Origin of the sequence: Arthrobacter sp. OV608, from assembly GCA_900110595.1 — a bacterium.
Classification (GTDB): domain Bacteria; phylum Actinomycetota; class Actinomycetes; order Actinomycetales; family Micrococcaceae; genus Arthrobacter.
On the sequence record FOEZ01000002.1, the window covers coordinates 432,186 to 445,399 of the forward strand.

Annotated in this window: 12 protein-coding genes and 1 pseudogene; 6 read left to right on the forward strand and 7 right to left on the reverse strand. The window is 64.1% G+C overall.

Annotated elements, in window-relative coordinates; all coding sequences use genetic code 11:
- Positions 1 to 35: 35 nt before the first annotated feature.
- On the reverse strand, positions 36 to 383 hold the full coding sequence (locus tag BMX78_RS04765; protein WP_091416997.1) for an L-rhamnose mutarotase: 348 nt from the start codon (positions 381 to 383) through the stop codon (positions 36 to 38).
- Between the two features lie 153 nt (positions 384 to 536).
- On the opposite strand from BMX78_RS04765, the gene BMX78_RS04770 reads away from it, so the two are divergent.
- The gene (locus BMX78_RS04770) at positions 537 to 1,559 is read left to right on the forward strand and encodes a LacI family DNA-binding transcriptional regulator (RefSeq protein ID WP_091417000.1); all 1,023 of its coding nucleotides are present in this window, start codon (positions 537 to 539) and stop codon (positions 1,557 to 1,559) included.
- A gap of 15 nt (positions 1,560 to 1,574) precedes the next feature.
- Here the strand turns inward: BMX78_RS04770 and BMX78_RS04775 are convergent, their stop codons facing one another.
- Complete coding sequence (locus BMX78_RS04775; protein WP_091417006.1) at positions 1,575 to 1,952, reverse strand: DUF7793 family protein; 378 nt, start codon at positions 1,950 to 1,952, stop codon at positions 1,575 to 1,577.
- Positions 1,953 to 2,108: 156 nt separating this feature from the next.
- Here BMX78_RS04775 and BMX78_RS04780 point away from each other — a divergent pair, with 156 nt between their 5' ends.
- From BMX78_RS04780 to BMX78_RS04790, 3 genes are all read left to right on the forward strand, one after another.
- Entirely contained in the window at positions 2,109 to 2,735 is a 627-nt protein-coding gene (locus BMX78_RS04780) for a nucleoside/nucleotide kinase family protein (protein ID WP_170850687.1), read from the forward strand.
- Positions 2,736 to 2,811: 76 nt separating this feature from the next.
- A complete protein-coding gene (locus tag BMX78_RS04785) occupies positions 2,812 to 3,021 on the forward strand; it encodes a hypothetical protein (protein ID WP_091417016.1) in 210 nt (69 codons plus the stop codon).
- Positions 3,022 to 3,222: 201 nt separating this feature from the next.
- A complete protein-coding gene (locus BMX78_RS04790) occupies positions 3,223 to 4,503 on the forward strand; it encodes a Gfo/Idh/MocA family protein (RefSeq protein WP_091417021.1) in 1,281 nt (426 codons plus the stop codon).
- Positions 4,504 to 4,565: 62 nt separating this feature from the next.
- Here BMX78_RS04790 and BMX78_RS04795 read toward each other — a convergent pair whose 3' ends face one another.
- From BMX78_RS04795 to BMX78_RS04815, 5 genes are read right to left on the reverse strand one after another with little or no spacing between them, the layout of a single operon-like run.
- Entirely contained in the window at positions 4,566 to 5,825 is a 1,260-nt protein-coding gene (locus BMX78_RS04795; RefSeq protein WP_091417027.1) for an MFS transporter, read from the reverse strand.
- Between the two features lie 55 nt (positions 5,826 to 5,880).
- Positions 5,881 to 6,561 (reverse strand): Poxvirus protein I5, encoded by a 681-nt coding sequence (locus tag BMX78_RS04800; RefSeq protein WP_091417032.1) that lies wholly within the window; start codon positions 6,559 to 6,561, stop codon positions 5,881 to 5,883.
- A 21-nt stretch (positions 6,562 to 6,582) separates the two neighbouring features.
- Positions 6,583 to 7,500 carry a carbohydrate ABC transporter permease gene (locus BMX78_RS04805; protein WP_091417036.1) on the reverse strand — a complete coding sequence of 306 codons (918 nt, stop codon included), beginning with the start codon at positions 7,498 to 7,500 and terminating at the stop codon, positions 6,583 to 6,585.
- Entirely contained in the window at positions 7,497 to 8,450 is a 954-nt protein-coding gene (locus BMX78_RS04810; protein ID WP_091417040.1) for a carbohydrate ABC transporter permease, read from the reverse strand. Before BMX78_RS04810 ends, BMX78_RS04805 begins: the two co-directional genes overlap by 4 nt.
- A gap of 48 nt (positions 8,451 to 8,498) precedes the next feature.
- Positions 8,499 to 9,791: an ABC transporter substrate-binding protein gene (locus tag BMX78_RS04815; protein ID WP_091417043.1), complete on the reverse strand. Its 1,293-nt coding sequence runs from the start codon at positions 9,789 to 9,791 to the stop codon at positions 8,499 to 8,501.
- Between the two features lie 177 nt (positions 9,792 to 9,968).
- Between BMX78_RS04815 and BMX78_RS04820 the strand changes: the two genes are divergently transcribed.
- Together BMX78_RS04820 and BMX78_RS23005 are read left to right on the forward strand one after the other, a co-directional pair.
- The gene (locus BMX78_RS04820) at positions 9,969 to 11,984 is read left to right on the forward strand and encodes a beta-galactosidase (protein WP_091417044.1); all 2,016 of its coding nucleotides are present in this window, start codon (positions 9,969 to 9,971) and stop codon (positions 11,982 to 11,984) included.
- Positions 11,985 to 12,239: 255 nt separating this feature from the next.
- Positions 12,240 to 13,214: pseudogene (locus BMX78_RS23005) on the forward strand (hypothetical protein); the annotation flags it as partial.

Below are 13,214 nucleotides of genomic sequence, written 5' to 3' on the forward strand. Positions count from 1 at the left end.
ATACTCCAGGCCCGCTGCTGGAGCCGCAGATTGCCTCAGCCGGCGGTTGCTTCTGCCGCCGCGAGCTGGCTGTCCAGGTTGAAGACTTCTTCGAGTACCTGGAACCCCTCATCGGGTGCCTGGTCGGTGTTCTCGAAGAGTGTGGCCATTTCCGCCTGCCAGCGGGCGTTCACGTCAGCCAGGGCCATCCTGGCCCGGACGGCGTCGAAGTCGTCGCACTCAAGGTAGCCGATCAGGAGCCCGTCCCCTGCAAGGAAGAGGGAGTAGTTGTTCCAGCCGGCGTCCTTCAGGGCGCGGAGCATTTCCGGCCACACGGCGGCATGCCGCCGGCGGTACTCGTCCATCAGCGTCGGCTGGACCGACGACCGGAAACACACCCTCATGGGAAACTCTCCTGAACTCGTGCATCTTTGAATCGTTTCATTGTTACGATTCAAAGTACTCTTGTACCTGAGCAGGTGTCAAGCAATCCGGGGCCCTCTTCTTCAGCAGTACCGCCGGACGCACAGGCACTCGGACCATCAGCACGGAGAATCATGAACCGCACAGCCAGCATCAAGGACGTAGCCAACCATGCCAGCGTGGCGGTGGGCACTGTTTCGAATGTGCTGAACTACCCGGACAGGGTCTCGGAACGGACCAAGGAGCGGGTGCTGCGGGCCATCGACGAGCTGGGCTTCGTCCGCAATGACGCTGCCCGCCAGCTGCGTGCCGGCCACAGCCGGACCATCGGCTTGATCGTCCTGGACGTTGGCAACCCTTTCTTCACTTCAGTGGTGCGGGCAGCCGAGGATGCGGCCGCCCTCCAGGGCAGTGCCGTACTGCTGGGAGACAGCGGCCACGATGCCGGCCGCGAGGCAAACTACATCGACCTTTTCCAGGAGCAACGCGTCCAGGGCCTGCTCATCTCGCCCGTCGGCGATGTTACCGAGCGACTGGACCTCCTTCGCGAGCGCGGGGTGCCAACAGTCCTGGTGGACCGGCTGGCGGACGAGGAAAAGTTCAGTTCAGTAGCAGTTGACGACGACGCCGGCGGGTACCTCGCTGCCCGGCACCTTCTGGACACCGGCCGCCGTCGGCTCGCCTTTGTGGGCGGCTCAACCTCCATCCGGCAGGTGGCGGACCGGCTGCAGGGCGCCAGGCGCGCTGTGAAGGAGGAACCGGACGCCACCCTGGAAGTGCTGGTGTCCGAGGGCATGACAGTCCTGGCCGGACGCAGCGTGGGCAACACCCTGGTGGAGCGGAACCGGGAGGACCTGCCGGACGGGATCTTCTGCGCGAACGATCTTCTGGCGCTGGGGATCATGCAGTCACTGACCATGACGCACACCCTCAGGATTCCGGAGGACATTGCCTTGATCGGCTACGACGACATCGACTTCGCCGTTTCCGCGGTAGTGCCCTTGTCCTCCATCCGGCAGCCTACCGAGGCCCTGGGCCGGACAGCCATCGAGCTCCTGGCCGAAGAGGTCGAAGCCCAGCATCCCCGGCACCGTGCAGTCATCTTCACGCCGGAACTGGTGGTCAGGCAGAGCACCGGGACGCCGTCAGCGAACTGATCCCAGGCCCGCGGGTTACTCGTTCTCCTGCCGCAGCCACATCATCGACTCGGTCCGGGACGTGAAGAAGCGGGTGGGACAGGGCGGGACGTGGACACCCAGGAAGAAGTTCGCCAGGATCCGGTCCACAGGGCTGGCGCCCAGGAGGGCGATCCGGTGCGCGGCGCATGGGATCGAAAAAACGGACCGTGCCGCCCTGGTGACTGATTCGGTGGTGGCCATGTCCACCAGCATGGGGTAGGTGGCATCCCCCGCTATGTCGTTCACCGCTGCCATCGCCGCCGCGGCGTCCTGTTGTTCTATCCGGACTTTCGGTTCCCAGATAAGGTGGATCACGCCGTCGGGACGCAATTCCACGGTGCCCTTACCGCCGTCGACCGTTACTGGCTCCATGCCCCGCTCTCCCCTCCGTTTGCAGGCTCCCCCAATACTGCTCCTGCTTTGACTTCCCGGAACCAAACTTAGACCCCAGCGCCGTTCCAAGCGCACTCACAGCCTTTCCCCGGCTTCATGAACAGAAGCCACAGGCCCGGACGGTATGAAGGAAACATGACACATCGCGCCAGACCGGAACAGGCACTCATTGTCCTGCTGGGAATCGATGGCGCCGGCAAGTCCACGGCTGCCAGGGAAATGAAAAAGCTGCTTCCGGACACACCAGTACTGGTACTGGGCAATTACTCGGGCAGGAAAACCATCCTGGCCCTTGCGCAGCGTTTCAAGGTGCCCCTGCCCGTCCACGTTTCCGATGTCCTGGAAACCGCGGTCCGGGTCTTCAATGTCCTGCTCAACCATCTGCGGGCGGCCCGGTTCGACGGCGTTGTCATCATGGACAGGCACCTCTACTGCCAGCTGGCGCTGCGGAAAGCCCGGGGAATCCGCCGCAGCCGTGCGCTCTCAACGCTGTTGCGGCTGCTTCCGCAGGCGCAGGCAGTGGTCTACTTCGACATCACAGCAGAGCAGGCCCATGAACGGATCATGTTGCGGGGCGAGGACCAGGAGAACCTTGGGGACCTCGAGAAGTTCCGGATGGGGTACGCCGGACTGCCCTGGTACCCCGGCTTTATCCTGGTTGATGCCGGTACCAGCATCCAGAGCAGCGCGGCACAGCTGAAGCAGGTGATAGCCGGCGTTATGGCACAGGCTGAGGCCCCGGTCCCGACCCACAGCCAATAGCCTCCAAGCCAAATCTCTTTCGGTCAACCCCGTTACTGCTCTTGTGGGCCGGGGGGAGCAGAAGCAAGGATTGGCTATGGAAGACCTGCGGCACACCGCCAGAGCCCTGCTGCAGCGGAAGGATCTTGGCCTGATCGATCTGTGGGTTCTCTATTGGAACCACGGAGGGCACTGCCACCCCTTTGATTTTGATGCGTTTATCCACGAGATCATGCCCGCCAAGTGGTTCGACATGGAAGCCCTGCAGGTGGCGGTGGAAGAGTTGTCGCTCGAAGCCGTGGCCTGAGCGCACCCCACACTGCAAAACATTTACCAACTGCACTGCGGCTGCACGGAATTTCGGTTCGGTTTCCACAGCCCAGCCTTTTGAATCGTTACAATACTGGACGGGAAGCCTGCCTGTGCTTCACACTTGAATCTGGAAAGCGCTTGCCCGCGTCGGGTCTCGCGGCCGGAAAAACAGCCCTCCGGGGCCGAATGGAGCACCATGGGAACACCAACCGCCACAGACGCCGGGACCCAGGCCAGCGGGGATACTCCTGCAACCGGACCTCACGCCACTGCAGTCCGGGCAGCGTCGGCAGGCGAATCTTCGCCCGGACCGGGCGGTGGACCTGCAGCCAAGGTGGCGCTGGTAGGTGTCCACGGCTTCGGGACCCACCACCTGCGGAACCTGGAACGCCTCCAGGCAGCAGGCGTCGTCGATCTTGTTGCCGTGGCCGATCCCAATCCCCCTGCCGCCGGCTCGGTCCCCGAAACAGCGCATGTCTTTCCTGGCCTCACGGAACTGCTCGCGGAGACCACCGGCCTGGACCTGATCATTGTTGCCACCCCCATCCAGACGCACGCGCCGCTGGGCCTGGCAGCCCTGGCCACCGCGGCCGACCTCTACCTGGAAAAGCCTCCCGTCGCCTCACTGGCGGACTTCAACCGGCTCGTCGACGCTGCCGCGGCGTCCGGTCGGAGTGTGCAGATCGGGTTCCAGAGCCTGGGATCGCATGCACTGGCGGCCATCGAAAAGCTCCTCGCCGACGGCACCATCGGAACCTTGCAGGGCATCTCCGCCACCGGCCGCTGGGTCCGGGACCGGGCCTATTACAAGCGGTCCCGGTGGGCGGGCAGGCGGACCATCGACGGCGTGGATGTGGTGGACGGCGTGGCCACCAATCCCCTGGCCCACGCGGTGGCAACCGCACTGAGGATTGCCGGGGCACGCACGACGGCGGACATTGCATCGCTCGAAACCGAGCTGTACCGCGCCAACCAGATTGAGTCCGATGACACGTCAGTGATCAGGATCCGCACCCGCGCCGGCCTGCCCATCACGTGCGCCCTGACGCTGTGTGCCACGGAATCCGTGGAACCGTATGTGACGCTCCAGGGCTCGGCCGGCACCGCCGTCTTCCACTACACAGAGGACCGCCTGGCCGTTGAGACGGCGAAGGGCCGTACCGAGGAGGTCTTTGGCCGGGACGACTTGACGGAGAACCTGCTGGCCCACCGCAGCAACGGCACCTCTCTTCTGAGCCCGCTCCTGGACAGCGGCGCCTTTATGCTCGTCCTGGAAGCCATCCGCACTGCGCCGCTGCCCGCCCCGATTGACGGAGAGTACGTCCAGTGGGAGGGCGAGGGAGATTCGGCCCACGCCGTGGTCGCCGGCATCGAGGAGGCCCTGGAAAGCTCGGGCGCGCAACACGCCACGTTCAGTGAGCTCGGGCTCCCCTGGGCCACCTCGGCACCGCACGTGTTCAGCCTGCCGGCATCCTGAATGGCTTCCTGAAAGCGCCGACCGCCGGCGGCTAGTCAGCCCCGGCGGTGCGGCCTAAGGAATCACCGGCGCAGGCGGCGGGAATTCCGCCACAGCAGCAAACCGACGACGACGGCGGACAGGATACCTCCAGCGCCGGTGGCTACCAGCCCCAGGCGCACCCCCAACTGCTCGGTTAACCAGCCGGCCAACAGCCCGCCCATCGCGTGTCCGCCCAGCAGCAGCGGCAGGTAAAGCGCCATCACCCGGCCCCGGATTTCCGGCCCTGCCTCGAGCTGGACGGCGGTGGCCGCACTGGTCAGGAACAACAGGGTCATCAGGCCCACCACCACCAGCATCACGGTGAAGAGGACAAGGTTGGGCATCAGGGCCGCCACCAATTGGGCCAGCCCAAAGAGGCCGGCCGCCAGGACAATCCCTTTCCGGCCCAGCGTCCGCAGGCGTGCGGCCAGCAACGCACCGGCCAGGGCGCCAACCGCACTGACAGTGTTGAAAAGGCCGAACCCTTCAACGCCGTTGTGCCAGACGCGTGCTGCAAAGGCTGCCAGCACCACGGGACCGTTCATTCCGAACATCCCCAGCAGCCCGGCCAGCGCGATGATCAGCAGCAGGGAGGGGCGGTCCTTGACGTACCGGAATCCGGCCAGGAGCTGGCCCCTCCCCCGCGCCGCGGGAGTGCTGGGGTGCAGCTCGGCGGGACGGATGGCGGCAATCATGCACAGGACCAGCACGCACAGCACGGAGTTGGCCGCGAATGCTGCGGCTGATCCGGCCTGGGCAATGACCACACCGGCCAATGCCGGCCCGGCCATGGCGCCCAGCTGGCCGATGGCATTGTTGAGGCCGATGGCCGGGCGCAGCGCGGTGTCACCCACTACTTCGTTGACGAAGACAGTGGTGGCAGGCTGGTTGATGGCCGACGTAATACCTAGTGCAATGCAGCTGGCGTAGACGGCCCAGACGGTGATGGTCCCGCTCGCTGCCCATGCGGCAAGTCCCATGGCGAGCAAAGCGATAACAGCCTGGCAGGCCAGCATGATGCGTCGCTTGGGAAAGAGGTCCACCAGCAGGCCGCTGAGCGGGCCCACCACCAGCATGGGCAGGAATTGCAGGGCAACAGCCAAACCCACTGCGGCCGGACTGCCGGTCAGCTGCAGCACCAGCCAGTCCTGGGCCAGCCGCTGCATCCACACCCCTACACTGCCCGTGAAGAGGAGCACCAAGAAGATCCGGTAATTGCGCTGGGTCAGGGGCTGGTACCACGGGGGCTGGTTCTGTGAAGGACGGAGGGACTGCTGGGAACGTTGGCGGTCGGAAGACACGTCGGACTCAACTCAATAGTGGCGGACAGAACCGGGGTACCTGGAGCTGGAGACTTCAGGCGCGGCTGGAGCGCATTTTGACGGCGGCCGAGGCCAGGATCAGGATGCCGGGGACCACCACGAACAGTGCTGCGAGCATCCAGACGAACACCACTGCCCCGATTAGCGCCGCAATCAGCAGGAGGGATCCGCTCCAGTCCCTTACGGACACGGCCTGGCCTGTTTCGAGGGCAGAGCGCCAGCTGCGGGCTTCGGACCTGCGGGCGTCTGCGCTGCCGGCCAGAGCGCGCGAGTCCGCGGCGGCGGAGACGTGGTGGCCCGTGGAGTCCGACCAGGCGGCGGTGGCGCGCAGGAGCAGGACGGCACCCGCGGCGGCGAGGACCAGCGTGGCAGGCAACACCACTTCCCTGCCGGGAAGCTGCCCCACCCAAGCGAGCAAAAGGTTAAGGACAATCACGACGGCGGCTGCCGCCGTCGTCATTCCCAGCTTCCAGCTGCCGGGCAGGGCAGCCTTGAAGGTATCCCAGAGGCCGCGGACGGAATCGTCGCGGCCGGAGAGATGACGTTCGAGATGGGCGATCCCCGCCGCATACGCGGCGGGGATCGTCACGAGCGGGATGGACAGCACCAGCACCAGCACCCCGGCCAGGAGCGTCTCGGAGAACAGCGCGAAGCGGTTGACCGGGACGGGTTCGTGATGGTTGGAGGCGGGCGTGGTGCTGTCCATGACGCTCATTTTTCTGTTGGATTTCTTCCGTCAGCCCTTGAGGCCTTGGGTGGAGACGCCTTCGACGATGTAGCGCTGGAAGACCAGAAAGAAGATCAGCACCGGCAGCAGGGCCAGGACGGACATGGCGATCATGGCGCCGTAGTCCGAGCTCTGGGTCTGGTCCACGAAGAGGCGCAGGGCCAGCGGCAGCGGGTACTTTTCCGGCGTGTTCAGGTAGAGCAGCGGGCCCAGGAAGTCGTTCCAGCTCCAGATGAAGGAGAAGATCGAGGTGGAGATCAGGGCCGGCTTCATCAGCGGCAGCATGATGGAGGTGAAGATCCGGACGTGCCCGGCGCCGTCGATCCGTGCGGCCTCGTCCAGTTCGGCGGGCAGGTTGCGCATGAACTGGACCATCAGGAATACAAAGAACGCGTCGGCAGCGAGGAACTTGCCGATCAGCAGCGGGACATACGTGTCAACGAGGCCGAGCTGCTGGAACACGATGTACTGCGGGATGATCACTACATGGAACGGCAGGAGCAGGGTGGCGATCATCATGCCGAAGAAGATGCTCCGGCCGGGGAACTTGATCCTGGCGAACGCGTACGCTGACACGGACGCCGAGAGGATGGTTCCCACTACCGCACCGATGGCCAGGATCAGCGAGTTGGTGAAGAACTGCAGGGTGGAGACCCCACCAATGCCTTCCATCGCGGTGACGAAGTTGTCGAAGCTGAAGTTGTTCGACCACAGCGACGTGTTGGAGCCGCCGATCTCCGAGTTTGGTTTGAAGGACGAGGCGATCATCCACAGACCCGGGTACAGCACCACGGCCGTGAGACCCAGCGCCACGATGTGGAAGAGGGTGCTCTTGGCGCGCTTTGCCCCGGCGGACTCGGACTTGGGGTTGTAGTGCGACACCTGTTCGTCCGGGGCGGACTGGGTGGGGGTTGCCATGGTTGTCATTTTGCATCACCGCTGTAGTGGACCCAGGACTTGGAGGTGCGGAAGAAGATCAGGGTAATGATGCCGACAACGATCACCAGCAGCCAGGCCATCGCCGAGGCGTAGCCCATCCGGAAGTCACTGAAGCCCCGCAGGTACAGGTAAAGGGTGTAGAAGAGGGTGGAACCAGCCGGGCCGCCGTCACCGTTGGAGATGATGTAGGCGGAGGCGAAGATCTGGAACGCGTGGATGGTTTCCATCAGCAGGTTGAAGAAGATGACCGGGGAGAGCATGGGCCAGGTGATGTTGAAAAACTTCCGTACCGGCCCGGCACCGTCCATGGACGCCGCCTCGTAGAGATCGTTCGGGATCTGCTTCAGGCCGGCCAGGAAGATCACCATGGGGGCGCCGAACTGCCACACCGTCAGGAGGATGAACATCGGCATGGTCATGGCCGGGTTGCCCACCCAGCCGCCTAGGTTGATCCCAAAGAAGGACAAGCCCTGGTCCACCGGGCCGGAGTCGCCGAACATGGCCTTCCAGACGATGGCGATGGACACGGACGCGCCGATCAGGGACGGCGCGTAAAAGGCCGAGCGGTAGAAGCCCTGGCCTCGACGCTTGCTGTTCAGCAGCATGGCCACCGCCAGCGCAGCGGCAAGCTTGAGCGGGGTACCGAACACCACGTAGCTGACGGTCACGCCCACTGACTGCAGGAACCGCTCGTCCTGGAAGAGGGATGTGTAGTTATCCAAGCCGATCCATTTGGGCGGCTCAAACAGGTTGTAGTTGGTGAAGGACAGGTACAGCGAGGAAATCATGGGCCCGACAGTGAGGGCGATGAATCCCAGCAGCCAGGGCAGCAGGAAGGTGTAGCCGGCACGGGCATCCGCCCCGCGCTGCTTCGACTTGCGAAGCTGCGCGGGAGCGGACGACGCCGAACGCCTGCTCAGTGTTGGGCTTTGAGTCACGAGTTCATTCCGTCAGTTGTGGACGTCTTGGTCAGACAGTCTGCCTGGTCAGGCGTTCTGCTTGATGAGGTCTTCGGCTTCCTTGAACCATGCGTCGGCAGCACCGTTGATGTCCACCTTGCCGTAGTTCAACTCCGAGGCGATTCGGTTGAACGATGCTTCCAAAGTGCCGAAGCCCACGATGGGCGGCTCGGGAGCGTCCTTGAGGTACTTCTCGATGGACTTTTCGTAATCCACCACGAGCTTGTCCGTGCCTTCGAAGGTGGTGCCGTCACGCTGGGTCTTGGAAGCCGGGACGCCACGGGAGGTCTTGAAGATCTGGCCCACCTCGGGATCGTTGACCATGAAGTCGATGAACCGGGCTGCAGCGTCCTTGTACTTAGTCTTGGCACTGGCCACCATCAGCATGGACGGCTTCAGGAACAGGCCCAGGTTGTCCGGGTCATCGGACGGAACTGGCACCAGCTTGAGTTCCTTGGCGCCACTGTCACCGAGGTAGCCGGCCATGAAGTTGTCCCAAGTAACCTCAGAAACAGTCACATTGGATCCTAGTGGCGACTTGGGCTTGAGCTGGGTCACCCGCTCTTCAGAGATGATGGCGGGCGTGCCGCGCAGGCCGGCGGTGGTGTTCCACCACTTCTTCAGGTCGTCCTTGCTGAAGCCGAGCTTACCGTCTTCGGTGAAGGCCTCGATGTTGTTCTGACGAAGCCAGATGTTGAACATCCACCACACTCCGGTGTAATCAGTGGAACCGAACAACGCCCCGCCGCTCTTGGTGCCCACCTCGGTGAGGAAAGCGTTGAAGTCCTTGTAGGTCCAATTTCCCGTCGGTTCGGCGACACCGAGGGAAGCCAATTTCGCGGGGTCGTAGTAGACGGCGAAGGCGTTGGTGCTGGTGGGAATGCCGTAGGTCTTGCCCTTGATCTGTCCCGAAGGCAGGAGGGACTTCTCGAAAGCGTCCGTGTTGATCTTGACGGTGCCCAAGTCGAGGAGCTGGTTCCGCTGGCCGTAGTCGCGCAGATAGGACAGGTCCCACTGCATGACGTCCGGCAGGCCCCCGCCGGCGGCCTCGGTGGCACGCTTCTGCCAGTAGCTGGGGAAGTCGGTGAAGTTGCCGTTCACCTTGATGTCCGGGTTCTTGGACTCAAACAGGGCGATGGCCTTGCGGGTACGCTCGGCACGGTCGTCATTGCCCCACCAGGTGTAGTTGATGGTGACGGGCTTCTCCGCGGTGCCGGTTTCTCCGGCGCTGGTGCTGGAGCCAGTTCCACAAGCCGCCAATGCCGCGGCAGATGCGGTGCCGACGGCTACGGTGGTAAGGAAATGCCTTCTGTTGATCATGGGAGCCTCCTTGCTCGATGTGTGCAGTCCCATTGCCCGAATCTACAACGAGAGTAGTGAGCTGGCTTACACGGCTTCTGAAACGATACAATATCGGCATTCCCGGAAATGGGCAAGCGTTTTCCAAAGATCTGATTTTCACGCAGCATCCATCTTCCCAGCAGACAAAGGAGTCCCATGACTTTGCAGGAAACCTCCAGCCCGGCGAGCGTCTGGAACAACATCGAAGGCATCGCCTTTGGCGGCGACTACAACCCGGAACAGTGGCCTGTCAGCGTCCGCCTCGAGGACCTGGAGCTGATGAAGGAAGCAGGCGTGAGCTTCCTCAGCGTGGGAATTTTCTCCTGGGCGCTGCTGGAACCAGCTGAGGGCACGTACGACTTCGCCTGGCTCGACGAGGTCATGGACAACCTCGCTGGAATCGGCGTCAAGGTGGCTCTGGCAACGGCCACAGCCGCTCCCCCGGCATGGCTGGTACGGAAGCATCCGGAGATCCTGCCGGTAACGGCTGACGGAACCGTCCTGGGGCCGGGGTCGCGGCGGCACTACACGCCGTCGTCGGCCGTCTACCGCCGGTACGCCACGGGAATCACACGCAAGCTCGCCGAGCGGTACAAGGACCATCCGGCCCTGGCGCTCTGGCACGTTGACAATGAACTGGGCTGCCATGTCTCAGAGTTCTACGGCGAGGAAGATGCCGCCGCCTTCCGGTCGTGGCTGAAGCGCCGGTACGGGACCATCGATGCCCTGAACGCATCCTGGGGTACGGCTTTCTGGTCCCAAAACTACGGCTCGTTCGACGAGATCCTGCCGCCCGCCGTCGCGCCGTCCACGCTGAACCCGGGCCAGCAGCTGGACTTCCAGCGCTTCAACTCCTGGGCGCTGATGGACTACTACCGGGAACTCGTTGCCGTCCTGCGTGAGGTGACTCCCGGCGTGCCGTGCACCACCAACCTGATGGCCTCAAGCGCCACCAAGTCCATGGATTACTTTGACTGGGCCAAGGACCTGGACGTCATCGCCAACGACCACTACCTGGTGGCCGCCGACCCGGAACGGCAGATCGAACTCGCGTTCAGCGCGGACCTCACCCGCGGCATTGCGGGCGGTGACCCATGGATCCTGATGGAACATTCGACGTCGGCCGTCAACTGGCAGCCGCGCAACCAGCCCAAGATGCCCGGTGAAATGCTGCGCAACTCGCTGGCCCACCTGGCCCGCGGTGCCGATGCTGTGATGTTCTTCCAGTGGCGGCAGAGCTTCGCCGGCTCGGAGAAGTTCCACTCGGCCATGGTGCCGCACGGCGGACGGGACACGCGTGTGTGGCGTGAGGTGGTGGACCTCGGCGCTGCCCTGAAGCGGCTGGCTCCGGTCCGCGGTTCCCGCGTGGAATCGCGCGTTGCCATTGTGTTCGACTACGAGGCGTGGTGGGCGGGCGAAATCGATTCCAAGCCGAGTGTCGACGTGAAGTATCTTGACCTCCTGCGGGCCTTCCACCGGCAGCTGTTCCTGCGGGGCGTTTCCGTGGATATGGTGCACCCGTCCGCTTCCCTTGAGGGGTACGACCTCGTGCTGGTGTGCACCCTGTACTCGGTGACTGACGAGGCGGCCGCGAACATTGCCGCTGCAGCCTCCGCCGGTGCCACCGTGCTGGTGAGCTACTTCAGTGGCATCGCGGACGAGAAGGACCATGTGCGGCTGGGAGGCTATCCGGGTGCCTTCCGGGACCTGTTGGGCGTGCGGGTGGAGGAATTCCATCCCCTCCTGGCGGGCACGCAACTCAAGCTGAGCGACGGGACGATTTCCTCTGTCTGGAGCGAGCACGTTCACCTTGCCGGTGCGGAAGCCCTTCAGACCTTTACGGAGTACCCGCTGGAGGGCGTTCCGTCCTTGACCAAGCGATCCGTTGGTGCCGGTGCGGCCTGGTACCTGGCCACGTTCCCGGACCGGGAAGGGATCGAGTCGATTGTTGACCAGTTACTGGAGGAGTCCGGTGCTGCGCCCGTTGCAGCCGCCGATCCTGGTGTGGAGCTGACCCGGCGCCGCTCCGACGACGGCCGCAGTTTCCTCTTCGCCATCAACCACTCGCGCTCGTCCGCGTTGGTCCAGGCTTCCGGTGTCGAGCTGCTGTCCGGCGAGCGGTTTGAGGGTTCGGTTCCTGCCGGCGGAGTCGTGGTGGTTGCGGAGGACTGACTCGCTTCAGTTATCCACATAGCTTCTGTTTCAACCACCTTTCTCGGTGTCCTTTGGCAGAGTTGACGTATGGAAGCCATCGGGGATCCGCTCGCGGAATTCGGCCGTTTTTTCGCCGCGCGTGCGCTGGTTCCTGATAGCTCCTTAGGCGCTGATTCTGCAGTTCAGCCTGGGACGGCTTCGGGCGCTTCCGGGTTTGCTGCCCTTGTTGCCGAGGGCTCCGGAATTGTCAGACCCCCGCACCAGAATGGGTTTATGGAAGCCATTGGGGAGCGGCCTGAGCAGTACGGCGGTAACGTCGTGGTGCTCGGACGGGCCGGGGCTGTTGCCTCGTCTGGCGTTTTGGACCTCGGCGGTCCGGCTGGCGCCTCTGGCTTTCTTTCCGGCTCTGGCCCTTCCGCGTACGACGACGACACCCGGTTCGGGCCCGGCAGGCCCCTTCGCGCTGTACCCGCCGAGGCCACAGAGGCTGACACTGCATCAGCCGCATCAGAAGCAGGGCCCACGCAGGCTGATTCCGCAGCAGCCATGTCTGTAACAGGGCGCGAGCTCGCTGATTCCGCAGCAGGCGAGCATGCCGATGCTCGCTCCTCATCAGCCGTGGCTCTAACAGGGCCCAAGCAGGCTGATTTCGCACAAGCCAAGCCCGCAGAGGCTGACTCCTCATCAGCCGTAGCTGTAACAGGGCCCGCGCCTGCTGTGAATGAGTCCGGCCCAGCTGCGTCTGTGACAGGGCGGGTGCCCGCGGATTCCCTGCGCGCCGGGGAGCCGTTGAGCCTGGCCGAGATCGGCAGGCTCGTGGCTCAGGCTGCTGCTGCCGCGCCGTCGATACTTGCCGGGGCCAGCTATGTTGAAGCCGCCAACTACGCCGCCGGGGTGGAGGAAATTTCCCGGACCGTGGAGTACTTGCAGGTCCTGTCGGCCGGGACCGTGGACCGGACCCGCACCCAGGCCATCGCCGCCGCGGACACCGCCCGCGCCAGCCGGTCCCGCACCGGCACCGGCACCGGCACGGGCAAGGGCTGGGTCACCGGCTGGGACAACGGCGTCGAAACCCTGAACGAAACAGACACCCACTGGCCCGCCGGATCTGCACCCTGTAACACCGGGACCATGAGTATCACCGACGGCCGGAACCGGGTGATCACCTCACCGGCCGATGACGGCTGCGCCAATACCGCAGAGTTCCTCCGCCAGCGGCTGAGGATCAGCAAAAGCGAAGCCAACCGC

Coding starts and splice junctions, on each gene's coding strand:
- BMX78_RS04815 (WP_091417043.1), bottom strand. CDS start 9,791: ATGATCAACAGAAGGCATTTCCTTACCACCGTAGCCGTCGGCACCGCA.
- BMX78_RS04775 (WP_091417006.1), bottom strand. CDS start 1,952: ATGGAGCCAGTAACGGTCGACGGCGGTAAGGGCACCGTGGAATTGCGT.
- BMX78_RS04770 (WP_091417000.1), top strand. CDS start 537: ATGAACCGCACAGCCAGCATCAAGGACGTAGCCAACCATGCCAGCGTG.
- BMX78_RS04785 (WP_091417016.1), top strand. CDS start 2,812: ATGGAAGACCTGCGGCACACCGCCAGAGCCCTGCTGCAGCGGAAGGAT.
- BMX78_RS04805 (WP_091417036.1), bottom strand. CDS start 7,500: ATGACAACCATGGCAACCCCCACCCAGTCCGCCCCGGACGAACAGGTG.
- BMX78_RS04780 (WP_170850687.1), top strand. CDS start 2,109: ATGACACATCGCGCCAGACCGGAACAGGCACTCATTGTCCTGCTGGGA.
- BMX78_RS04790 (WP_091417021.1), top strand. CDS start 3,223: ATGGGAACACCAACCGCCACAGACGCCGGGACCCAGGCCAGCGGGGAT.
- BMX78_RS04820 (WP_091417044.1), top strand. CDS start 9,969: ATGACTTTGCAGGAAACCTCCAGCCCGGCGAGCGTCTGGAACAACATC.
- BMX78_RS04800 (WP_091417032.1), bottom strand. CDS start 6,561: ATGAGCGTCATGGACAGCACCACGCCCGCCTCCAACCATCACGAACCC.
- BMX78_RS04765 (WP_091416997.1), bottom strand. CDS start 383: ATGAGGGTGTGTTTCCGGTCGTCGGTCCAGCCGACGCTGATGGACGAG.